Below are 22,077 nucleotides of genomic sequence, written 5' to 3'. Positions count from 1 at the left end.
AGGCTATGTTGACCCGCCATTGCCGGCCCGCATCAATCATCCGCCCCAGAGCGGAAGCGGACAACATCACCTGAGGGGAGCTCGATGATAAAAGGTCTTTTTGCCACCCATGCCATTGAGGCAATGCCTCGCGTGGATGCCGGCGAACCGGTCGAAGGTGGGCCCGAGGGTGAGGTCACGCTGAAACGGGTACTGACGGCAAGGCACCTGGTGATGCTAGGCATCGGCGCGGTGATCGGCGCCGGCATCTTTGCCATTACCGGCACCGCTGCCGCCCAGTTCGCCGGCCCGGCACTGATCATCAGCTTCCTCATCGCCGGTTTTGCCTGCGCCCTCGCCGGCATGTGCTACGCCGAGTTTGCCGCGATGCTGCCGGTCTCCGGCAGCGCGTATTCATATTCCTACGCCACCCTTGGCGAAGTCGTCGCCTGGTTCGTCGGCTGGAACCTGGTGCTGGAATACCTGTTTGCGGCATCGACCGTGGCGGTGGCCTGGTCCGGCTATTTCGGCGAATTGCTGCGCATGCTCAGCGCGGCCACCGGAATGACTCTCACCCTTCCAGCGGTACTGTCCTCGGCTCCGCTGAGGCTGGACGACGCCGGCCACCTCGTCACCACCGGCGCCCTGGTCAACGTGCCGGCGATCCTGATCGTCGGGGCCATCAGCTGGCTTTGCTACCGCGGCATCACGCAATCGGCGACGGTCAACGCGATCATCGTGGGCATCAAGGTCATCGTGATCCTGCTGTTCCTGGCGGTGATGTTCCACTACATCAACCCGGCCCTGTGGCACCCGTTCGTACCGGCCAATGAGGGCGGCTCGAAATTCGGCTGGGCTGGCGTGTACCGTGGCGCGACGCTGGTGTTCTTTGCCTATATCGGATTCGATGCGGTTTCCACCGCCGCAGGCGAGGCGAAAAACCCGCAACGGGACATGCCGATCGGCATCCTCGGCTCGCTGTTCATCTGCACCCTGCTGTACGTCGCGATGGCCGCGACCATGACCGGCGTAACGCCATTCCGCATGCTCAACACGCCCGAGCCCGTCGCCACCGCGATCAGCTACGTCATCGGCACGGTCGCTCCCGGCGGTACCGCCATCCACGTCCTGAGCGGGCTGAAGATCCTGGTCGTGTTTGCCGCGTTGGCCGGCCTGAGTTCGGTGGTGCTGGTGATGCTGATGGGCCAGCCGCGCATCTTCTATTCGATGTCGCGCGACGGACTGCTGCCGAAGGCGCTGGGCCGTCTGCACCCGAAACATCGCACGCCTTACATCGGCACCGTCATCGTCGGCTCGATCGCTGCGGTATTGGCGGGACTGTTCCAGGTGGACCTTCTCGGCGACCTGGTGTCGATGGGTACGTTGCTGGCATTCACCACGGTATGCATCGGCGTGCTGGTACTGCGCCGCACCCGCCCGGAGCTACCGCGCGCGTTCCGCGTGCCATGGCCCTGGGCGGTCTGCCTGGTCGGTGCCGCGGCCTGCCTGTTCCTGTTCTGGCAGGCGTTCAAGGTGCGCTGGCCGTTGCTGATGAGCTGGATCACCATCGGCTTCCTGATCTACGGCTTCTACGGTTACCGGCACAGCAAGCTGCGCCAGAAAACGCACTGACAGACAAGGACCGGCGCCCATGGCGCCGGTCCTTGTGTCTGCCGTCACGTAGCCCGGGCCCGTGAGCTCGACGATCCGCATCCAAAGACGATATCCCATGCTCAAGCAGTTGTTCGCCCGCAAGACCGATTTCAGCAACGATGACAACGTCCATGGCCCGGGGCTGCGCCGCACGCTCGGCCCCTGGGGCATTACCGCACTGGGCATCGGTGCGGTCATCGGCACCGGCATCTTCGTGGTTACCGGCACGGCGGCGGCGGAACACGCCGGCCCGGCGGTCCTGCTGTCTTTCATCATCGCGGCGATATGCAGCGGATTCAGCGCACTCTGCTATGCCGAGTTCGCCACGCTGATCCCGATCTCCGGCAGCTCCTACTCCTATGCCTACGCCTCGCTGGGCGAACTGGCGGCCTGGTTCATCGGCTGGAACATGGTCGCCGAATACGGCATCTCCGCCTCGGCGGTTGCCGCCAGCTGGACCGGCTATTTCACCAGCCTGCTGGACCACATGGGGCTGCACCTGCCGATCGCGCTGACCGAGGCGCCACTGGCCTTCACCAACGGTCATCTGGTCGCCACCGGCCACCTGTTCAACTTGCCCGCCGTGGCCATCGTGATGGCACTGACCTGGCTGTGTTACATCGGCATCCGCGAGTCTTCCGGCCTGAATGCGCTGATGGTGCTGGTCAAGGTCGGCCTGATCATCATCGTGGTGGTGGCTGGCTATCGTTATGTGAACCCCGAGAACTGGCATCCATTCATCCCGGCGGCACAGGGCGACGGCAAGTACGGCTGGTCGGGCATCATGCGCGGGGCGGCGATGGTGTTCTTCGCCTATATCGGTTTCGAGGCGACATCGACCGCGGCACAGGAGTGCAAGAACCCGCAACGCGACCTGCCGTTCGGCATCCTGGTCTCGCTGGTCATCTGCACCGTGCTTTACCTAGCCATGGCGGCGGTGCTGACCGGTCTGGTGCCCTATACCGTGCTGGATACCTCGGAGCCGGTGGTCACCGCGGTCGGCGCGCATCCGCAACTGGACTGGCTGCGCCTGGTGGTGGAAATCGGCGCGATGATCGGGCTGTCCTCGGTGATCCTGGTGATGATCATCGCGCAGCCGCGCATCTTCATGATCATGGCGCGTGACGGCATGCTCCCGCCGGTGTTCGCCCGGGTGCATCCGCGCTATCGCACACCGCACGTCAACACGGTGATCACCGGCACGCTCATTGCCCTGCTGGCCGCGATCTTCCCACTCGACCTGCTGGCCAACCTGACCTCGATGGGTACGCTGATCGCCTTCTCGGCGGTCTGCGCCGGCGTACTGATCCTGCGTCACACCATGCCGGACCTGCCGCGCACATTCCGGGTGCCCTGGGTCTGGTTCACCTGTCTGGCCGGCGTACTCAGCTGCCTGGCGCTGCTGCTCAGCCTGGACTGGTTCAACTGGGCCATCCTGGGGATCTGGACGGCGCTCGGGTTCGCCATCTACTTTTTCTACGGTCGCCGGCACAGCTACCTGCGCCATCCGGTGGACGCCACGAATTTGCCTTGACGGTAATTTCGCCGAAAATGCCTCATTTTCGGCGAAATGTACTGAATAGCATCCTTTTGAGGCGTACCGCCTTGCGTGACTAGTTTCACAGAATTCGTCGAAAAATCAAAAGCAAGTTGTTGTTTTCAATTGATTTAACGAGAATTTTTCAAGAGAAATCCGAAGCCTGGTCGCCCATTCGCCGATCGCGGGAGTATGATCCTCAGTCCGCGGGTTGATCACTTGGCAGTGGGCCCCGGATCGCGGCCCGGCGCGTCAGGTGGGTAGCTCCTCAGCCTGATGTGTCCGGGCCGCACTTTGTCCGGACATCCCCGTTCCCCGCGCGCAACTGCCGCTCGCCAAACGCCCACAGCATCCGCTCGCGCTCATGCGCAAATGAAGAGGCCGGCAGCAATATGCCGGCCCCTGACCATGCTCGATGGCGCTGAATGAAGACGATCCAGTCAGCCCTTCTTCGGCGTGTGCGACACGCACCAGCCCTTGGCAGCCACCGATTTGCCCGGAAACAGCTGGCATGCCCCGCGACCGGTCGCGCCGCCGGTGTAGAACTGGCAGTTGCTGCAATCGTCGCCGGCCTTGTGTTTCGGGTTGGTGCTCTTGCTTGCATCCTCCACGTAGCCAAGAGCTTTCGCGGTCGGATCCGTCTCGCTGACCGGCGGCAGATCCGCGGCACGCGCAAATCGTGGCAAACCACCCATGACAACCGCAGCCACCGTGGTGCCGGCGGCCACCTTGAGGAATTTGCGACGCGATTCGATATCTTTTTCGTTCGACATGGGCAAGCCTCGATCGGTACCTATCCGGTGCACGCTGCGCCGAATTTGACGCAATGTTACGCCAGCCGGTGCAATCTTTGCTGAGTTGCGAGAATGGCTCTCATTCAAGCCAGGCGCCGATTCCGCGCATGCTATCATCCACTTCCATTTGGACGTCCAAACAACATGAGCCAGACCCTGCCAGGCACGATTCCCGCCAGTCTGTTCGACGCATGTGCGGACAGCATCGCGGACGCGGCGCGCGAGCTGTCGGCGCTGGGCTGGACCCCGGCCACCAGCAGCAATTTCTCGATGCGGGTCGATGCCGATCATGCCGCGATCACCGTGTCCGGCCGGCACAAGGGTCGGCTTGGGCGCCACGACATCATGCTGATCGACCTGCGCGGCCACGCCGTGGGCAGCGACGCTCGTCCCAGCGCCGAGACTGCCCTGCATACCCAGATCTATCGGCGCTGGCCGGACATGGGCGCGGTGCTGCATACCCATTCACGCACGCAAAGCGTGGCCTCCCGGCTGTTTGCCGGCAAGGGGCTGATCCGGCTGCAGGGGTGGGAACTGCAGAAAGCGATCACCGGCTACGACACACATGAGAGCGTGCTGGAAATCCCGGTATTCCCCAATACCCAGCACATGCCTGAACTGGTTGCCCGGGTCGAAGCCTGGCTGGATACGGGCAAGCCGCTGCACGCCTATCTGATCGACGGTCACGGGATCTATACCTGGGGTCGTGACATGGCCGAAACCCAGCGCCACCTGGAAGCGCTGGAGTTCCTGCTCGGCTGCGAACTGGACCTGATCAAGCTGAGGGCATCATGAGCCGCCTGCGCATCTTCGACGAAACCCGACCGCACACCCCGCTGGCCACCCGCGACGACCACGCGGCGATTGCCGCCGAGCTGGGCAAGGTCGGTGTCCGCTTCGAACAATGGGAAGCGAGCCAGCCGATCGTGCCGGGTGCGAGCCAGGAGGCGGTGATCGCCGCATACCGCAAGGACATCGAACGGTTGATGGAGGAGAAAGGCTATCAGGCGGTCGACGTGATCAGCCTCACTCCGGATCACCCCGATCGCGCCACGCTGCGGCAGAAGTTCCTCAGCGAACACACCCACAGCGAGGACGAAGTACGTTTCTTCGTCGCCGGCTCCGGCCAGTTCACCCTGCACATCGGTGACAGGATCTACGACATCCTGTGCGAACAGGGTGACCTGATCGGCGTGCCGGATGGCACCCGCCACTGGTTCGACATGAGCGAAACGCCCTACTTCGTGGCCATCCGCCTGTTCACCAACAAGGATGGCTGGGTGGCCCGGTTCACCGGCGACGACATCGCCCAGCGGTTCCCGCGGATGCCTTCGCAACAGGCCCGGCCGGACTGATGCCTTGCCGGCAACCGCCGCATGACTTGCGCTTCGTCTATGCTGCTGGTCACCCTCTCACGCTACTGCCGCCATGATCGAAATCCGCGCCATCGTCACCGACATCGAGGGCACCACCAGCTCGATCAGCTTCGTTCGCGACGTGCTGTTCCCGTATGCGCGCAAGCGCCTGCCCGCCTTCGTCGAAACGCACGGCGACAAGCCCGAACTGCAGCATTGGCTGCATGAGGCCGCCCGCGAGGCCGGTCTGGTCGAGGCCCCCCGCCAGGACATCATCGAACTGCTGCTGCAGTGGATCGATCAGGATCGCAAGTCCACCGCGCTGAAGGCGCTGCAGGGAATGATCTGGCAGGAGGGCTACGCCGCCGGCGACTACCGCGCCCACCTGTACCCCGAAGTCGCCGCCCGACTGCGCGACTGGCGCGCCGACGGCTTGCGGTTGTATGTCTACTCTTCCGGCTCGGTGCCGGCGCAGAAGCTGTTTTTCCGCTACAGCGAAGCCGGCGACCTGACCCCGTTGTTCGCCGGATATTTCGATACCGAAACCGGTCCGAAACGCGAAACCGAGTCGTACCGGCGGATCGCCGACGCGATCGACGAACAGCCCCGGCATCTGCTGTTCCTGTCGGACATCGTGGAAGAGCTCGATGCCGCGAAAGCCGCGGGGTTCCATACCGGCTGGCTGATCCGCGAGCAGCAGCCCATGCCGGACGCAGCGCGCCATCCCGTCTACGCCGATTTCGACGCCATCACCCTCTCCAGCTGACTCACGGATCGAACCATGCGCAGCGTCCTGACCATCCTGCTCGCGTTTGCCGCCGGGGTCCTGGTAACGCTGTGGCTGCCTGGTCGCCCAGGCACGCCTTCGCTACCGGAGCATCACCCGGCGGACCTGCCGCCGGCGTCGGCCAGCATGTCGCCGGGGGTAAGTTACGCCGCGGGATTCGAGGCCGACAGCGAAGGCGACGACTGGCCACCGGAGGGCCCGACCCCGGAGCAGGTGCTCTACGCCCAACCACGACTGCTGCGCGATGCGCTGGCAAGAGTCACCCCGCGCATCGCCGGCAAACCGAATCTGTATCTGCTGACCTTCGCCGGTGACGGTGCCGAGGACGTGTTCCACAACGAAGCCGAATACGCGGCGAAATTGTTCACGACCCGCTTCGGCGCCACTGCTCACTCGCTGGTGCTGGAAAACAATCCGGCCACGTTGACCAGCCACCCACTGGCCAGCTGGAGCAACCTGGATGCCGCCCTTGCGGGCCTGGGCAAGCTGATGCGGCCCGAACAGGACATCCTGCTGCTGTACATCAGCAGTCACGGCAGCGAGGACCACACCCTGCTGGTGGACATGGATCCGCTGCCGCTGGATCAGATCGGCGCGCAGGATCTGGCCGGCATCCTCGCCATGCATCCGTTCAAGTGGAAGGTGGTCGTGATCAACGCCTGCTATTCGGGCGGTTTCGTGCCGCCCCTGCGCGCGCCCGATACCCTGGTGCTTGCCGCCGCCCGCACCGACCGCAGCTCGTTCGGCTGCGGCAGCGATTCGGACATCACCTACTTCGGCAAGGCCTGGCTGGTCGATGCGCTGAACCACACCGACAATTTCGTCGATGCGTTCCGGCAGGCCAGCAGCGAGATTCGCCAGTGGGAAAGGCAGGACAAGCTGACCCCGTCGGAACCGCAGATCGACATTGGCATCGGCATCGAAAACCAGCTCGCCCTGTGGCGCAAAGGCTTCACGCCCGGGCCAGCAGTGGCGTTCAAGCCCCCCGTGGCAGCGCCAGCCGCTGCGGCGACAACGACAAAATAGCGTCCTGCGGACACCTCAAGCCAGCAGACGCACAGGCGCAGAGTGTCTGATCGCGAATGTCTTCCGCGGGCGATGGCAGACGATCGGGGAATTGAGTTCGAAAACCCGCCAGCCGTTATCCCGAGTATCCGGGCTTCGCTCTCGTGATCGAGACTGAGGGCGCTGTCACGCGGCCTTCGTGTTCCGCTTCCGCCGCGCTACCCGATGAGAACCCGATGGTGAGTTGCTCCGGACCAAGTGCCTGGAGGAAATCGTGGGCGTCGAAAATCTGTCCGGGGGCAAAGGCACCACGGAGCTTGGCAGGGTGTTCGGCGATCCGTACCGCGGCCTCCACGATCAACGGCGCACTGATTGCATAGATATCGCGTCCGCTGGCCTTTGCACGTCGCCACTGGCCCCCCTTGCGCACCTTCACATCCACCAGAAACAACTGTGCAGAGCGTCCGCTGTCATCGGAGGCAGTGGGGGCGGGCGTGCCTGGATCGCGGAGGTCCCTCAACGGATTCAGGTTCATGTAGGCGTGTATTTCGGGAATCTGGAGGTGACGCGAGAGGCTGATGATCTCGGACAGTGGCAAGGCAACCACGTCCTGGGTTCCGAACGGCGCTGAAAACTCCCAGCTGCGCGTCTGCGGCGGATTGGCCAGGGGCGCCAACGCCCCCTTGGATACGACAACGCGCGGCACGGTGTTGCGCTCGCCGGTCAGGCGCGTGCCCTTGGTCGGCAACCAGCTATCCAGGGCGACGGCGATCCGGGCTTCATCGGCACTCGTCCAGTCGCCCATGGCAGCGGTGGCCAGCAAGTCGGCCAACCCGCCGTAGAAGGCCATCGCGGGCAACAGAACGACTCCCGCCTCACGGGCGCCGTCGGAATGATTTTCAAAGGTGTCGAGTACCGCCGCCTGCTCGGCAGCCACGTCCAGATAGTGGATCCTGGCGCGCAGGGCAGCCTCGATGACTGGCGCCGCCGTATCCAGGAACGGGCCTGCGCAGTTGATCACGGCCGTGGCACCGACCAACGCACGATCGAGTGAGGCCGGGTCGTCGATGGAGGCAGGCCGCGCGTCCAGCGACGGATACATGGCAGCGAATGCGTGCAGTTGCACCGGATCGCGCCCGCTCAGGATCGGGGTACAGCCGCGTTTGCGCAGCTCCGCCACGACGAAACGACCGGTGTGACCATAAGCGCCATACACGGCAATGGCTCTGTCTTCCCCGCTCGATGGTCTGCTGGTCATGCTCATGCACCGTCCCCGGTGGGCGACACGGCGGCACTGAAGGATTCCTGCAGCTTTGCCGCGCACTCATCGCAACAGACTTCGACCGTTTCCCAACCAAGGGTGACGGATGCTGAGCTGTCGTCCAGTTCGCAGTCACATGCCGCGCAAGTATTTCCAGTCATGGTGTTGCCCTCGATGACCCGCAATCCGGGTAAGGCTATTTAGTCAGGAGCCTTCGCTGGGCGCTGTCAGAATTTTTAGCAACTTGACGCCAGGAGCCTATCGGCGAAGTGCTGCCTGGCGGAATTCAGTCGGAGTCTGGCCGTATGTCTTCAGGAATGACGCGCTGAAATGACTGTGGCTGCCAAACCCGAGGTCGAGGGCCAGTTGGCTCAGATCCTCGTACCGGCTCAACAGATCCAGCGAGCGGGCCAAGCGAAGACGCAACTGATAGCGATACAGCGGGACGCCTTCCACCTGCTGGAATACCTGGGTCAGGTAGACGGGCGAAACACCCACCTCGGCCGCTATATCCGCCAGCGTCCACCTCCGGGAAAGGTCACTGGACAGTATCAGTTTGGCGCGATCGGCCAGCCGCTGCCGTCCTGCATTTGCACCCGCCTTGTGCGACGTGCCTGAATCCAGGCTGCGCTGCACGAGCGTCAATGAAAGACTTTCCGCCTCCAGTCGTTCAACGCTGTTCTCGCGCAAACTGTGGCGCAACAACGCCACCAGCGCCTGGGTTCGCGGGTCGATTCCCAATTGCTGCTGTCGAAACGTGAAAGCGTTCTTGTCTCGGGTCAGCGTCGCGGGCGCCAACTCACGGAGCAACGCCTCGTCCAGCGCCAGGACCAGGCTCGCATCCCCGCCTTCCACTGCCACGGGATGGCTGACCTGATAGCCCTGCCCGGCATTGAACAAGAGCACCTGATTGGATTCGGCAACCGCCTGGGAGTCACCCACATGACGCAGGTAAGTTCCCCGGTAGGGAAACACGAGGTGCGTCTTGCTGGCACACTCTTCGCCGCTCTTGTGCCGGCACGTTCCACTGCAACAGACGTCCCGGACCGTAACGGACGGCGTTTCCAGCAGGCTACGGACGGTGAAATCTGGCATCTGGCCTCCGTATGTGAGCTGCTGCCTCCAGGACAGCGCGAATTCACGTCAAGCAGTGGTTACAGCCATGGAATCGGCAACCGCCTGAAATGGTGCACCAGCGGACCGCGGGCGTCCCGCGACATTCGCACGAATGGCCGTTTCGGGGGAGGGTGTGGACACTCGAATGATCCCTCCCGCCATCACTTATCTGTTGCGTTGAGTATGCCGCTTGGCCAGCACCGCCGCGACATCGGCCAGTGACAGCCCCCGCGCGCGCAGCACCACGGTGAGGTGAAAGATCAGGTCGGCTGCCTCGCCCAGCAGTTCGGCGTCGTCCTGCGCCACGGCGGCCAGTGCGGTCTCGATGCCTTCTTCGCCCACCTTCTGCGCCATCCGGCGGATACCGCCCTCGAACAGGCTGGTGGTGTAACTGCCCTGCGGACGTTCGGCATGGCGCTGCGCCACCAGCGCATCGAGTTCGGCCAGGAAACCCAATGGCGGGTGCACCTCGATGCCGTCGCCAAAGCAACTGGAGGTGCCCAGGTGGCAGGTCGGGCCATGCGGCGCGGCCTGGATCAGCAAGGTGTCGGCATCACAGTCGATGCGGATCGACTTCAGCGCCAGCACGTGGCCCGAGCTTTCGCCCTTGGTCCACAGGCGCCGCTTGCTGCGGCTGTAGAAGGTGACCTGGCCGCTGGCTCGGGTCCGGGCCAGCGCCTCGGCGTTCATGTAGCCCAGCATCAGCACCTCGCCGCTGCTCCAGTGCTGCACGATCGCCGGCAGCAGGCCGTCGCCCTTGGCCCAGTCGGGTTGTCGCGGATTGACGTTGTTGGCACTCATGGTTTCTCTCGTGGTTTGAAGAAACGAATGCGGAGGGGTGAGCAATGAGGGAAAGCCGGTCGACCGCTCCCACCCGTTTCTCACTCCTCCACACTCACTCCTGGCTCAGCCGTACCGGCACGCCCTGCCCGTGCAGGAATCGCTTGAGTTCGGGAATCGCGATCGCGCCCGAATGGAACACGCTGGCGGCCAGCGCGCCGTCCACGTCGGCCTCGACGAAGGCATCGCGAAAATGTTCCGGCGCGCCGGCGCCACCGGAGGCGATCAGCGGGACGCCGCAAAGCGCACGGGCAGCCGCCAGTTGCTCCAGATCGTAGCCGCGGCGCACGCCGTCACTGCCCATGCAGTTGAGCACGATCTCGCCGGCACCGCGCTGTTGCGCCTCGACCATCCAGTCCAGCGTCCGGCGCGCCAGCGCCTGGGTCTTCGCCGGATCGCCGCTGTACTGCCGCACGCGCCATTCGCCATCGGCATCGCGCAGCGAGTCGATGCCGACCACCACGCACTGCACGCCGAAGGCAGCGGCCAGTTCGTCGATCAATGGCGGCCGTTCCAGTGCCGGCGAATTGATCGAGACCTTGTCCGCGCCGGCATGCAATACCGCGCGCGCCTCGTCCACCGAACGAATGCCGCCGGCGACGCAGAACGGAATGTCGATCACCCGCGCCACCCGCTCGACCCAGTCGCGGTCCACGCTGCGCCCTTCCGGGCTCGCGGTGATGTCGTAGAACACCAGCTCGTCGGCGCCTTCGTCGCGGTAGCGCAAGGCCAGATCCACGATCTCGCCCATCACCACGTGATCGCGAAAGCGCACGCCCTTGACCACCTGGCCGTCACGCACATCCAGACAGGGAATGATCCTGCGACTCAGCATGCCAGCGCTTCCTCGAGGGTGAAGCGACCCTCGAGCAAGGCACGCCCGAGGATCACGCCCCGCGCACCCACCTCGCGCGCGGCACGGATATCGGCCAACGAGCGCACGCCGCCGGAAGCCTGCACGGCCAGTTGCGGCGCGATATCCGCCAGGTGGCGATACAGGTCCAGGTTGAAACCGGCCAGCATGCCGTCGCGCTCGATGTCGGTGCACAACAGGTGGCGGGCGCCGCGGGCGACATACCACGGTGCCAGCTCGTCCAGCGTCCGCGCCTCCGGTTCGGTCCAGCCGGCACTGGGCAGGGTCCAGCGGTCGTCGATGCGCCGGGTGTCGAGCGCGATGGTGATCCGCTCGCTGCCGTAGGTCTCCAGCCAGCGCGCGACCTGCTCGGGTTCGCGGATGGCCACGCTGCCGAGCACCACCCGATGCACGCCGACGTCGAACAGGCGGCGCAGGTCGTCCTCGACGCGTACCCCGCCGCCGGCCTGGATCTGCAGGCCGTCCTCTGCAATCGCCTTGATCACCGTGAGGTTGTCCAGGCCACCGGAGCGCGCACCGTCGAGGTCGACCAGGTGCAGCCAGCGCGCACCGTCATGCAGGTAACGCAGGGCCAGTTCGCGCGGATCGGTCGCGTAGGTCGTCTGTTGGGCGTAGTCGCCCTGCCGCAGGCGCACCACGCGGCCGTCGCGCAGATCGATCGCGGGAATGATGTCGAAGTTCATAGCTCGAGGAAATTCTGCAGGAGCTTCGCGCCGACGGCGGCGGAACGCTCGGGGTGGAATTGCATGCCGTGGAAATTGTCGCGCGCGATCACCGCCGAGAACGCACCGGCATAGTCGGTGCTGGCCAGGCTGTAGTCGCCCAGCGGCACCGCGTAGCTGTGCACGAAATAGGCCTGGTCGCCCTCGACCAGGCCGGTCAGCAACGGGTGCGGCCGGCGCGCGACCAGGGTGTTCCAGCCCATGTGCGGCACGCGCAATCCGGGCGCCTCGACAAAGCGGCGCACGCTGGCCGGGACCAGACCCAGGCACTCGGTGTCACCCTCCTCCGAATGCGCGCACAGCAACTGCATGCCCAGGCAGACGCCGAGTACCGGCTGGGTCAGCGAACGCAGCAGCTCGACCAGACCCAGCTCGCGCAGCCGCGCCATGCCGGGACCGGCCGCGCCCACGCCGGGCAGGATCACCTTGTCGGCCGCCCGGATGCCCGCGGCATCCGCGCTCAGCGCCGCATCCACGCCCAGCCGCTGCAGTGCATAGCGCACCGAACCGATGTTGGTACCGCCGGCATCGACCAGCACGATGCTCATCAGAGTGCGCCCTTGGTGCTGGGCAGCTCGCTGCCCTCACGGCGGATGGCCTGGCGCAGCGTGCGCGCGACCGCCTTGAAACAGGCCTCGACCATGTGATGCGCGTTGTCGCCGTGCACGCTCAGGTGCAGGTTCGCGCCCAGGCTTTCGCACAGCGAGCGGAAGAAGTGCGGCACCAGCTCGGTCGGCACCTCGCCCACCCGCTCACGCGGGAAACTGCCCTCGAACACGAAGTACGGGCGACCGGACAGATCCAGTGCCGCGCTGGCCTGCGATTCGTCCATCGGCAGGGTGAAACCGTAACGACCGATGCCGCGCTTGTCGCCCAGCGCCTGCTTCAACGCCTGGCCCAGCGCCAGCGCGCAGTCCTCGATCGTGTGGTGCTCGTCGATGTGGGTATCCCCGTCGCAGCGAAGCGCCAGCGCGAAGCCGCCATGCTTGCCGATCTGCTCCAGCATGTGATCGAAGAAGCCGAGGCCGGTATGCGCCTGCGGCTCGGCCACGCGGTCCAGATCCACGCTCACCGTGATGCGGGTCTCCCTGGTGTTGCGCTGTACCGTCGCGGTGCGCGGGGCATCCAGCAGCTGATGCGCCAGTTCGTCCCACGCCATGCCGAGCGGTCCCACGCGGCAGCCGCGCACGCCGAGGTTGGCCGCGAGTTGCAGGTCGGTTTCGCGATCGCCGACCATCGCCGAAGCCGCCCGGCTCCAGCCATCGTCGGCAAGATAGTGCCGCAGCATGCCGATGCCCGGCTTGCGGGTATCCCTGCCTTCGTGCGGAAGACTGCGATCGATCAGGATCTCGTGGAACAGGACGCCCTGCGAGGCCAGAATGCGCAGCAGCAGATCGTGCGGCCCGCTGAACCGGGACTCGGGAAAACTGTCGGTGCCCAGGCCGTCCTGGTTGGTCACCATCACCAGTTCGTAACCGGCGCCGACAAAGCGCTGCAGCGCCGCCACGACACCGGGCAACAGGGCCAGCTTCTCGTAGCTGTCGATCTGCTGGTCGGCGGGCTCCTCGATCAGGCAACCGTCCCGGTCGACGAAGAGAATCTTGCGGCTCATGGGTGTTCACCTGCCGTCGAGGTTTCGGTCGCACCACGGCCGGCGACGGGTGGACTGCCCAGTACATCCAGCACGCGGTCGTTTTCCTCCGGCCGGCCGATGGTGATGCGCAGCGCGTCGTGAAGATTCGGGTAGCGGCGTATGTCGCGCACCACCACACCGGCATCCAGCAGCTTTCGATACGCCGCGCCGGCGTCGCCGAAGCGCACCGCCAGAAAGTTCGCCTGCGAAGGCAGCACCGCGCGCACGCCGGGCAAGGCGGCCAGGGCCGCGCGCATCCGCTCGTGCTCGCTCCGCACCGAGGCCATGTGCTCGCGGGCCTGATTCTGGCCCTGCTCCGAAAAGGCGGCCAATGCCGCGGCCAGGCACGGCAGCGGTATCGGATACGGCGGCATGATCAGCCGCAGCAGGGAGATCACCTCGGCGCTGGCCAGCAGGCTGCCGATGCGGGCGCCGGCCAGGGCCCAGGCCTTGGACAGGGTGCGCAGGACCGCCAGGTGCTGATAGCGGTCGATCAGGTCGGCCACGCTGCCATGGTGGGCAAATTCGACATAGGCCTCGTCGACCACCAGCAGGGCCCGGCCGTCCAGGCCCTGCAGCAGTCGCTCGATGTCGTCCCGGGATACGCACTGCCCGCTGGGATTGTTCGGCGTGCACACGAACACCAGCTTCACCGCCGGAGTGATGGCCGCCAGCACGGCATCCACATCCAGCGTGAAATCGTCTGCCAGCGGCACCTCGATCACGGCCGCGTTCTGGATCCGCGCGCTGACCGCATACATGCCGAAGGTCGGCGGCTGGATCAGGATCGCGTCCTGGCCGGCGCGGCAGAACGCCCGCACCAGCAGATCGATTGCCTCGTCACTGCCGCGGCCGACCAGCAGCTGTTCGCGGCGCACGCCGTAAAGCGCCGCCAGCCCCTCGACCAGCGCCTTCGGCTGCGGCTCGGGATAGCGGTTGCAGCCCACGCCGTTGTCGCCCAGCGGGGCCCACGCCGATTCATTGGCGTTGAGGAACACCTGGCCGCCGCTGGCTTCCATCCGCGCCGAGGAATACGGCTGCATGGCCCGGATTTCCGGCCGTGCGAGGTCGAGCACACTCATGCCAGCTTCTCCGCGTCGGGCGCTTCCATGATGACCGTATCCAGCGCCGCCAGCCGCATCGTCACCGCACGCCGGTGGGCTTCCAGTTGTTCGGCCTGCGCCAGGATCGCGGTGCACGGGCCGATGTTGCGAAGGCCGTCCGCGCTGACCTCCTGCACGCTGATCTGCTTCTGGTAGCTTGCGACCGAGACGCCGCTGTAGCTGCGCGCGTAGCCGTAGGTGGGCAGCACATGGTTGCTGCCGCTGCAGTAGTCGCCCACCGATTCGGGCGTCCACTCGCCGAGGAAGACCGATCCGGCACTCTCGATGCCTTCGAGCAAGGCACGTGGCTCGGCTACCTGCAGGATCAGGTGTTCGGGCGCATAGCGGTTGCTCACCTCGACCGCCTGCGCCAGCGACGCCACCGCGATCAGGCGACTCTGCGCCAGCGCCTGCGCGGCGATCGCGGCGCGCGGCAACCCGGCGCGTTGCCGCTCGACCTCGACCGCCACCTGGTCCAGCAGCTCGCCGGACGGACTCAACAGGATCACCTGCGAGTCCGGCCCGTGTTCGGCCTGCGACAGCAGGTCCGCCGCGACGAACGCGGGACTGGCCGCGGCATCGGCGATCACCAGCACCTCGGACGGGCCCGCCGGCATGTCGATGGCCGCCCCGTCCGGATCGGACGACACCTGCAGCTTCGCCTCGGTCACCCAGGCGTTGCCGGGACCGAACAGCTTGTCGCAGCGAGGCACGCTGGCCGTGCCATAGGCCATCGCCGCGATCGCCTGGGCGCCGCCGAGCTTGAATACCCGGTGCACCCCGGTGATGCGGGCGGCATACAGCACGGCCTCGTCGCAACGCCCATCCGCCCGCGCCGGCGAGCACAGCACCACCTCGCGGCAACCGGCAATCTGCGCCGGCAACCCCAGCATCAGCGCGGTCGATGGCAGCGGCGCACTGCCGGCCGGCACGTACAGGCCGACCCGGCCGATCGGGCGCAGCATCCGTTCCACCCGCACGCCGGGAGCGGTGTCGACGGCCACCGGTTGCGCGGCGGCGGCACGGTGGAAGAGCTCGATGCGCCCGGCCGCCTCGCGGATCGCGTTCTTCAATACCTCATCCAGCGACGCCTCGGCGGCGGCGAATTCCGCCTCGTCGACTTCGATCGCCCGCAGCGTGCAGCGATCGTATTTCGCACTGAGCTCAAGCAGGGCGGGATCCCCGCGCTCGCGCACGGCGGCGATGATCTGCGCGACACCGGCGCGCAATTCGTCGGAGCGCGACTGTGCCGGGCGCGCCAGCGCCTCGCGGCGACCCGCTCCATCCAGTGCATTCCAGTCCAGGCGTTTCATCTCGACCAGCTCCTCGTACGGGACCGATTCGTGCAAATCCGCTTCATCCAGGTCGGACTCATGCGAGCATCTTCTCGACCGGCAGCACGAACATCTCGCGCGCGCCGGCCTTCTTGATTTCCTCGAGCTGCCGCCAGCTCACCTCGCCGGCGCACAACGCCTGCAGCATCAACTGATCGGGCTGGCCGGCCACCGGCATCAGGGTCGGTTGCGGCCCGCCCGGCAGCAGCCGGGTCACCGCCTCGAGCGTGGCGCGCGAGGTCTGCAGCAGCAACAGGCGCGACTCGCGCACCTGGATCACCCCGTCCAGCCGCTTCAGCAGCAATTCCAGCATGTCGCCGCGCTCATCCACCGGCAAGGTCAACGGACCGGCCAGCACCGCCTCGCTCTCCAGCAGCACTTCGGTCTCGCGCAACTGGTTCGCCACCAGGGTGCCGCCGCTCTGCACCAGATCGCAGATCGCATCGGCCGTACCCAGCTTCGGCGCAATCTCGACCGAGCCGGCCAGCGTCACCACACCGGCCTTCACCGCATGCGTGCGCAGCCATTCGCCGAGCAGGCCGGGATAGGATGTGGCGATGCGCCGGCCTTCCAGGTGCTGCGGCCCCTCGTAATCCAGCTCCTGCGGCACCGCGATCGACAAGCGGCAGCGACCGAAGCCCAACGGGCGCCACTCGTTCAACGGCTCCGCTTCAAGGCCGGTCGTACTGAGCTTGAATTCGTTCAGCACGTTGCGCCCCACGATGCCCAGGTCGCATACGCCCTGTGCAATCAGGCCGGGAATGTCGTCATCGCGCACCAGCAGCAGATCCACCGGCTCGCCTTCGCCGAACAGGAACAGCTTGTCGCGACTCTGGCGGAAACTCAGCCCGCAACGGTTCAGCAGATCCAGCGCCGGCTCGGTAAGCCGGCCGGATTTCTGCATCGCAATGCGCAAACGGTCGCGCGTCTTCATGCCCTTGCCTTCCTTGCTGCTGTGGATTGCCGTCGCGCGGCCCGTGCGGCGGCAGCCAGATAGCCGCCACTGCCCTGATTGAGATAGCGGGCCACGCGCCCGATGGTGGTGATGCTGACCGCCGTGCGCTCGTGGATCTCCCGATAAGACACCCCCTCGAGCAGAAACGGAACCACCCGCCAGCGATCCACCAGCACTTCCAGCTCCGCCGGCGTGCACAGGTCGCACAGGAAGGCGCCCATCTCGTCGGCGTTCTTCAGCGAAAGCAGCGCCTCGTACAAGCTCAGGCTGGCGGATTCGGCGGGGGTCTCGGGATCAATCGATCGTCGCTTCATAATGTACTAATGCATTAATACGTGAGATGACATCATACATGGCATGCGGCGGCGCGACAAACCAGCCGCCAGCCACTGTCCGCCTGTGTTCAGGATCCCGGCTGCGCTGCAGGCGCAGGCGGTTCACACCTGCCGCCATGCGCCCGCTCGCCGGACCAGGCTCGTGCCGGACCCACCAACAAAAACCCCCGCCGAAGCGGGGGTCTTGTCGATCGGTGCAGACTGAAACCAACTCAGGCCGACTTCTTCTTCGGCGCAGCCTTCTTGGCAGCAGCCGGCTTGGTTACGGTCGGCTTGGCGCCGACAACGGCCGGCGACACGGTATGCGCACGGGAATTGCCGTAGCTGCTGCGATTGATCTTGCCGCGACGGGTCTTGCGATCGCCCTTGCCCATGGGAACACCTTGATTTGTTGGATGAACGGTCGACCATGATAGCAGTGCGGGGGCAAACACCATAGTCAGGCGTGGCCATGCCTGGCACAGCCCTGCGCCCGGTCCTGGCACTCGCCCGGATCGATCTGCACCGTCACATGCTGGATCTCGAAGCGCTCCAGCAATATCCGCTTTATCGCCTGCAGCGCCTGCGCGCTGTCGCCCGACTCGTGCAGCTCCGCGTGCAGCGTCGCCATGCGCGAACCCGAGGCCAGTTGCCATACGTGCAGGTGGTGAATGCCGCGGATGGCGGGATCGGCGTCGCGCAGGGAGGCCGCCACGGCCGCGCTGTCCATGCCGTCCGGCACACCTTCCAGCAGGATATGCGCGGACTGGCGCAGCAGCCGCCACGCGCTGCTCAGGATCAGCAGCGACACCAGCAACGACAGCACCGGGTCAGCCCACAGCCAGCCAAACCAGCGGATCGCCAGTGCCGCGAGCACGGCCGCCAGCGAGCCAAGCAGGTCGCCCAGCACATGCAGGCTGGCGCCGGCCAGATTGACGTCGTCATGGGCATGTCCGTGCAGCGTGCGCAGCACCAGGGCATTCACCAGCAGGCCGGCGATGGCCACCACCAGCATCACCCCGGAAAGGATTTCCCCGGGGTGCAGCAGCCGACCGATCGCCTCGTAGAAGATCCAGCTGACCAGCACGAACTGGCTCAGCGCGTTGACGAAGCCGACCAGCACCTCGATCCGGCCATAGCCGTAGCTGCGCCGCGCATCGGCGGGCCGGGTGGCCATCACGGCGCCGACCACCGCAAGCAGCAAGGCCAGCGCATCGACCATCATGTGACCGGCATCGGCCAGCAGGGCCAGCGATCCGGACCAGAAACCACCGATCACCTCGACCGCCATCATCACGGTGGTCAACACGAAGGCGAACATCAGCTTGCGACCGCGCTGATCGGCAACACCCGTCCGGTCGTGCGAATGCCCGTGTGAATGCGAATGATCGTGCGAATGGGTATGCGGTGTGCTCATGCGCGCATGCTAGGAATGCCGGTCGCCGTTACACAATCACAGCGCCCCGGGGGGATCGCGCGACCCGACCGGTTCAGTGCGCGCATTGGGGACCATGCACGTGGTCATCGCCGTGACGGCTGTCCCGATGCAGATTGACGAAATGCGCCGCCGCCAGCAGCAGGCCACCGGACGTCACCATCACGCTGTGCACGATGACCGAATAACCCTCGGCATAGGTGACGCCGAGCAGCAGCAGGGCGAGTCCCGGCGCAGCCAGCAATAGCGGCAACGGCTGCTGATGCCGACGATAGCCGCGAACCAAAGCGAACACCGCCAGCAGGCAGGCAAACGACACGAACCCGCGCTCGAAATGAGGGGACGCCAGAAACTCCAGGCCCAGGAATGGCAACAGCGCGAGCACGAACGGCAGCAGCGCACAGTGGATCGCGCACAGGAAGGACGCCGTCGCACCGATGCGATCGGCCATGCGCCACCAACGGGTCTTGTTTGCCTGCTCGGAATCCATCGGCCTGTCCGGCGTCGCCAGACATGGCGACTCTGCTCCCGGTGGCGACATGTTACTTTATAACATAATCAAGCGCCAGACCCCCACCGACTCCGGCCATCAGGACTTGCGGCAATCCTTGCATGTGCCGTGCACTTCCAGCGTCTGCGCCTGGGGACGGAACCCGAGCGCCTTTGCCTGCGCCTCGATCAGCTCGGCCACCCGGTCGTCGCAGACTTCCTCTGCGTTGGAGCAGATATCGCAGATCAGGAACGGCACCTGGTGCGCTTCCGCCGGGTGATGACAGGAGACGAATGCGTTGACCGATTCCAGTTTGTGGATGAAACCGTTCTCGAGCAGGAAGTCGAGCGCGCGATAGACCGTCGGCGGTGCCGCATTGCCATGCTTCTCGCGCAACTGGTCGAGCAGGTCGTATGCCTTGACCGGCTTGCGCACGGCCGCGATCAGCTCCAGCACTTCCCTGCGCAAGGGCGTCAGGCGCAGGCCGCGTTGCTTGCTGGCAAGCTCCACCGCCCGCACGAACCCCTTCGCGTCATCATGATGATGATGCGGATGATGCGCGTGCTGCTTGTCGGTGCCTTCATGGCTCAAAACCTTCACCTCGCCGTCGATCATACATCGCCACCCGCCCACACCGCGTCAACATTCAGCGGGGCAATGGCGGTGGTTCCGCGGGTGGTTTCGGGCGGGGCTTCAGCACGATCACGATCCAGCCGATCGGCCCCAGCACCCATGCCCACAACGCACCCTCGAGCAACCTGCCACGCCACCAGCCGAGCAGCAGGCCGACAGCCACGAACAGCAGGTTCCACCAGAACATGGCTGCCCACGGCAGCATATTCAACAGGTTGAGGAAGACATGCCAGGACGCACCGGGCGCGTCGAGGTCGACGCCCCGGGTCGCCCTGGCCAGCAACTCATCCATGTCGACACCGGTACGCCATCGACATGCCGGAAAGCTCAGCCCTGCGCCAGGGCGATCGCGCTGTCGATGCGCCCGATTGCCGGGCCGCGCCCGGCCAGGTAGATCGTGTGATCGATCGACGGCGAAACCTGGGTGCCGGTCATCGCCACGCGCAGTGGCTGGGCGACCTTGCCCATGCCCAGCCCGAGCTTCGCGGCGACCTGCTCGATGACCTGGTGGATCGGCTCCGGCTGCCAGGCGCAATCGGCGAGCAGCAGCTTCGCCGCCTCGAGCACGGCCACCGCACTGTCGTTCCTCAGGTGCCTGGCCACCGCCTTGTCGTCCCATTCGGAGATCGGGCCGTACCAGATCTTCGCGCGCTCGGCCATTTCCTTGAGCGTATGCACCCGATCGCGCAACGCCACGATCACGTCGACCGGCGCCGGCCCGTGCGCGGTGTCGATGCCGGCGCGCGCCAGGTGCCAGGCGAACTCCGCCGCCAGCGTCTGCGGCTCGTCGGTCTTCAGGTAATGCTGGTTGATCCAGGCCAGCTTCTCGGTGTCGAAACGCGAGGCCGCCTTGTTGACATCGGCGACATCGAACAGGGCAATCATCTCCTGCAGCGAGAAGATTTCCTGGTCGCCATGCGACCAGCCCAGCCGCACGAGGTAGTTCAGCAACGCATGCGGCAGGAAGCCGTCGTCGCGATACTCCATCACGCTGACCGCGCTGGTGCGCTTGGACAGCTTCTTGCCCTCCTTGTCGAGGATCATCGGCAAGTGCGCAAACTCCGGCACCGTGGCGCCCAGCGCCTTGTAGATATTGATCTGGCGTGGCGTGTTGTTGACGTGGTCGTCGCCGCGGATCACCTCGGTGATGCCCATGTCGATGTCGTCGACGACCACCGCGAAGTTGTAGGTCGGCCAGCCGTCGGAGCGGAAGATCACCAGATCGTCCAGCTCGCTGTTGTTCCATTCGATGCGACCCTTCACCTTGTCGTCGAACACCACCGAACCTTCGCTCGGGTTGCGGAAGCGGATCACCCGATTCGGATCATCGCGCAGCGGCTCGTTGCGATCGCGGTAGTAGCCGTTGTAACGCGGCTTCTCCCCCTTCGCCATCGCCGCCTCGCGCATCGCCTCGATTTCCTCCTTGCTCTCATAGGCGTAATAGGCCTTGCCGGCAGCGACCAGTTCATCGGCCACCTGCCTGTAGCGGTCCAGCCGTTGGGTCTGGTAGAACGGGCCTTCATCATGATCGAGGCCCAGCCACTGCATGGCATCGAGAATCGCCTGCACCGCGACATCCGTCGAACGCTCGCGATCGGTGTCCTCGATCCGCAACACGAACTGCCCGCCGCGACGGCGCGATTCCAGCCAGCAATACAACGCGGTGCGGGCCCCGCCGATGTGCAGGAAACCGGTGGGGCTGGGAGCGAAGCGGGTGCGTACGGTCATCAGGATATCGACGGCATGGGAACGAAGCCGTCGATTTTAACCGATCCGTGCGGCGCAACCGACGCCGGCGCGATCCTGTCGGCGATCATTTCACGTGAATGGTGATCTTCTTCGATACCAGCGGCGGATCGAAGGGCACGTGGTTCTGGTCGCCCAGCTCCAGCTGCAGGGTATGCGTACCGGGAGACAGCTGCAGCGTGGTCTGGGTCTGCCCGCCACCGAAATGGAGGTGGTGGGCATCCTTCGGGATCGGCTGCCCGGCCGCCGGCAGGACCTTCACGTCGACCAGCAGGTGATGATGGCCGGTATCTTTCCTGTCGACCCCGGCCGGTGCCACGCCCATGCCCTTGAGTCCGAAACGCACGGTCACCTGCTGCCCGGTGCTGGCGCCGTCGCGCGGAGAGATGATGTAGACCTCGGCCCCGCCGGGGGCCCTGGTCACCGGCAGACCCTGAGCGCGGACAGCCAACGAGGCGCCGCTCAGTCCGGCGGCGAGGGAAAGCGCAAGCAGGATGCGTTTCATCGGTGA

The 22,077-nt window shown here is 65.5% G+C and carries 26 protein-coding genes; 6 read left to right on the top strand and 20 right to left on the bottom strand.

The genetic code is table 11. From position 1 onward, the window contains the following. The first annotated feature begins 84 nt into the window (after positions 1–84). Together ACFPPA_RS07595 and ACFPPA_RS07590 are read left to right on the top strand one after the other, a co-directional pair. Positions 85–1,611, top strand: a complete 1,527-nt coding sequence (locus ACFPPA_RS07595) for an amino acid permease (RefSeq protein WP_377318848.1) — start codon at positions 85–87, stop codon at positions 1,609–1,611. 97 nt (positions 1,612–1,708) lie between these two features. Beyond that, a complete protein-coding gene (locus ACFPPA_RS07590; protein ID WP_377318846.1) occupies positions 1,709–3,166 on the top strand; it encodes an amino acid permease in 1,458 nt (485 codons plus the stop codon). A 443-nt stretch (positions 3,167–3,609) separates the two neighbouring features. Here the strand turns inward: ACFPPA_RS07590 and ACFPPA_RS07585 are convergent, their stop codons facing one another. Further along, positions 3,610–3,942 carry a high-potential iron-sulfur protein gene (locus ACFPPA_RS07585; protein ID WP_377318844.1) on the bottom strand — a complete coding sequence of 111 codons (333 nt, stop codon included), beginning with the start codon at positions 3,940–3,942 and terminating at the stop codon, positions 3,610–3,612. Positions 3,943–4,107: 165 nt separating this feature from the next. On the opposite strand from ACFPPA_RS07585, the gene ACFPPA_RS07580 reads away from it, so the two are divergent. From ACFPPA_RS07580 to ACFPPA_RS07565, 4 genes are all read left to right on the top strand, one after another. Beyond that, complete coding sequence (locus ACFPPA_RS07580; RefSeq protein WP_377318842.1) at positions 4,108–4,758, top strand: methylthioribulose 1-phosphate dehydratase; 651 nt, start codon at positions 4,108–4,110, stop codon at positions 4,756–4,758. Continuing rightward, a complete protein-coding gene (locus ACFPPA_RS07575) occupies positions 4,755–5,318 on the top strand; it encodes a 1,2-dihydroxy-3-keto-5-methylthiopentene dioxygenase (RefSeq protein WP_377318840.1) in 564 nt (187 codons plus the stop codon). Before ACFPPA_RS07580 ends, ACFPPA_RS07575 begins: the two co-directional genes overlap by 4 nt. 73 nt (positions 5,319–5,391) lie before the next feature. Beyond that, positions 5,392–6,084: an acireductone synthase gene (mtnC, locus tag ACFPPA_RS07570; protein ID WP_377318838.1), complete on the top strand. Its 693-nt coding sequence runs from the start codon at positions 5,392–5,394 to the stop codon at positions 6,082–6,084. Positions 6,085–6,099: 15 nt separating this feature from the next. Then, on the top strand, positions 6,100–7,131 hold the full coding sequence (locus ACFPPA_RS07565; protein WP_377318836.1) for a C13 family peptidase: 1,032 nt from the start codon (positions 6,100–6,102) through the stop codon (positions 7,129–7,131). A gap of 115 nt (positions 7,132–7,246) precedes the next feature. Here ACFPPA_RS07565 and ACFPPA_RS07560 read toward each other — a convergent pair whose 3' ends face one another. The 19 genes from ACFPPA_RS07560 to ACFPPA_RS07470 all read right to left on the bottom strand — a co-directional run bounded on the left by ACFPPA_RS07560 (position 7,247) and on the right by ACFPPA_RS07470 (position 22,071). Then, entirely contained in the window at positions 7,247–8,374 is a 1,128-nt protein-coding gene (locus ACFPPA_RS07560) for a saccharopine dehydrogenase family protein (protein ID WP_377318834.1), read from the bottom strand. 255 nt (positions 8,375–8,629) lie between these two features. Further along, the gene (locus tag ACFPPA_RS07555) at positions 8,630–9,466 is read right to left on the bottom strand and encodes a helix-turn-helix transcriptional regulator (RefSeq protein WP_377318832.1); all 837 of its coding nucleotides are present in this window, start codon (positions 9,464–9,466) and stop codon (positions 8,630–8,632) included. Positions 9,467–9,652: 186 nt separating this feature from the next. Beyond that, positions 9,653–10,288 carry a bifunctional phosphoribosyl-AMP cyclohydrolase/phosphoribosyl-ATP diphosphatase HisIE gene (gene hisIE / locus ACFPPA_RS07550; protein ID WP_377318830.1) on the bottom strand — a complete coding sequence of 212 codons (636 nt, stop codon included), beginning with the start codon at positions 10,286–10,288 and terminating at the stop codon, positions 9,653–9,655. Positions 10,289–10,382: 94 nt separating this feature from the next. Next, entirely contained in the window at positions 10,383–11,162 is a 780-nt protein-coding gene (gene hisF / locus ACFPPA_RS07545; RefSeq protein ID WP_377318828.1) for an imidazole glycerol phosphate synthase subunit HisF, read from the bottom strand. Then, positions 11,156–11,884, bottom strand: a complete 729-nt coding sequence (hisA, locus tag ACFPPA_RS07540) for a 1-(5-phosphoribosyl)-5-[(5-phosphoribosylamino)methylideneamino]imidazole-4-carboxamide isomerase (RefSeq protein ID WP_377318826.1) — start codon at positions 11,882–11,884, stop codon at positions 11,156–11,158. Before hisA ends, hisF begins: the two co-directional genes overlap by 7 nt. Next, the gene (gene hisH / locus ACFPPA_RS07535) at positions 11,881–12,471 is read right to left on the bottom strand and encodes an imidazole glycerol phosphate synthase subunit HisH (protein WP_377318824.1); all 591 of its coding nucleotides are present in this window, start codon (positions 12,469–12,471) and stop codon (positions 11,881–11,883) included. The genes hisA and hisH overlap by 4 nt, the downstream gene beginning before the upstream one ends. Beyond that, positions 12,471–13,535 carry a bifunctional histidinol-phosphatase/imidazoleglycerol-phosphate dehydratase HisB gene (gene hisB / locus ACFPPA_RS07530; protein WP_377318822.1) on the bottom strand — a complete coding sequence of 355 codons (1,065 nt, stop codon included), beginning with the start codon at positions 13,533–13,535 and terminating at the stop codon, positions 12,471–12,473. The genes hisH and hisB overlap by 1 nt, the downstream gene beginning before the upstream one ends. Beyond that, on the bottom strand, positions 13,532–14,638 hold the full coding sequence (hisC, locus tag ACFPPA_RS07525; protein ID WP_377318820.1) for a histidinol-phosphate transaminase: 1,107 nt from the start codon (positions 14,636–14,638) through the stop codon (positions 13,532–13,534). Before hisC ends, hisB begins: the two co-directional genes overlap by 4 nt. Further along, positions 14,635–15,972, bottom strand: coding sequence for a histidinol dehydrogenase (gene hisD, locus ACFPPA_RS07520; RefSeq protein WP_377318818.1), 1,338 nt, complete (start codon positions 15,970–15,972; stop codon positions 14,635–14,637). Before hisD ends, hisC begins: the two co-directional genes overlap by 4 nt. A 58-nt stretch (positions 15,973–16,030) precedes the next feature. Beyond that, positions 16,031–16,927, bottom strand: a complete 897-nt coding sequence (gene hisG / locus ACFPPA_RS07515) for an ATP phosphoribosyltransferase (RefSeq protein WP_377318816.1) — start codon at positions 16,925–16,927, stop codon at positions 16,031–16,033. Continuing rightward, positions 16,924–17,262 (bottom strand): YerC/YecD family TrpR-related protein, encoded by a 339-nt coding sequence (locus ACFPPA_RS07510; protein ID WP_377318814.1) that lies wholly within the window; start codon positions 17,260–17,262, stop codon positions 16,924–16,926. The genes hisG and ACFPPA_RS07510 overlap by 4 nt, the downstream gene beginning before the upstream one ends. After that, positions 17,243–17,401, bottom strand: coding sequence for a hypothetical protein (locus tag ACFPPA_RS07505; RefSeq protein WP_377318812.1), 159 nt, complete (start codon positions 17,399–17,401; stop codon positions 17,243–17,245). Before ACFPPA_RS07505 ends, ACFPPA_RS07510 begins: the two co-directional genes overlap by 20 nt. Positions 17,402–17,495: 94 nt before the next feature. Then, on the bottom strand, positions 17,496–17,657 hold the full coding sequence (locus ACFPPA_RS07500) for a 30S ribosomal protein THX (RefSeq protein ID WP_377318810.1): 162 nt from the start codon (positions 17,655–17,657) through the stop codon (positions 17,496–17,498). Between the two features lie 65 nt (positions 17,658–17,722). Then, positions 17,723–18,679, bottom strand: coding sequence for a cation diffusion facilitator family transporter (locus tag ACFPPA_RS07495; protein ID WP_377318808.1), 957 nt, complete (start codon positions 18,677–18,679; stop codon positions 17,723–17,725). A 73-nt stretch (positions 18,680–18,752) separates the two neighbouring features. Continuing rightward, entirely contained in the window at positions 18,753–19,187 is a 435-nt protein-coding gene (locus ACFPPA_RS07490) for a MerC domain-containing protein (protein WP_377318806.1), read from the bottom strand. Positions 19,188–19,286: 99 nt separating this feature from the next. Beyond that, the gene (locus tag ACFPPA_RS07485) at positions 19,287–19,802 is read right to left on the bottom strand and encodes a transcriptional repressor (RefSeq protein ID WP_377318804.1); all 516 of its coding nucleotides are present in this window, start codon (positions 19,800–19,802) and stop codon (positions 19,287–19,289) included. A 31-nt stretch (positions 19,803–19,833) separates the two neighbouring features. Further along, the gene (locus ACFPPA_RS07480) at positions 19,834–20,112 is read right to left on the bottom strand and encodes a hypothetical protein (protein ID WP_377318802.1); all 279 of its coding nucleotides are present in this window, start codon (positions 20,110–20,112) and stop codon (positions 19,834–19,836) included. A 35-nt stretch (positions 20,113–20,147) separates the two neighbouring features. Continuing rightward, complete coding sequence (gltX, locus tag ACFPPA_RS07475; protein ID WP_377318800.1) at positions 20,148–21,548, bottom strand: glutamate--tRNA ligase; 1,401 nt, start codon at positions 21,546–21,548, stop codon at positions 20,148–20,150. Between the two features lie 85 nt (positions 21,549–21,633). Beyond that, on the bottom strand, positions 21,634–22,071 hold the full coding sequence (locus ACFPPA_RS07470) for a DUF4399 domain-containing protein (protein WP_377318798.1): 438 nt from the start codon (positions 22,069–22,071) through the stop codon (positions 21,634–21,636). Positions 22,072–22,077 lie beyond the last annotated feature (6 nt).

Source organism: Rhodanobacter ginsengisoli (genome assembly GCF_042657065.1).
GTDB lineage: Bacteria > Pseudomonadota > Gammaproteobacteria > Xanthomonadales > Rhodanobacteraceae > Rhodanobacter > Rhodanobacter ginsengisoli.
This window is presented reverse-complemented; position numbering and strand designations above follow the sequence as displayed.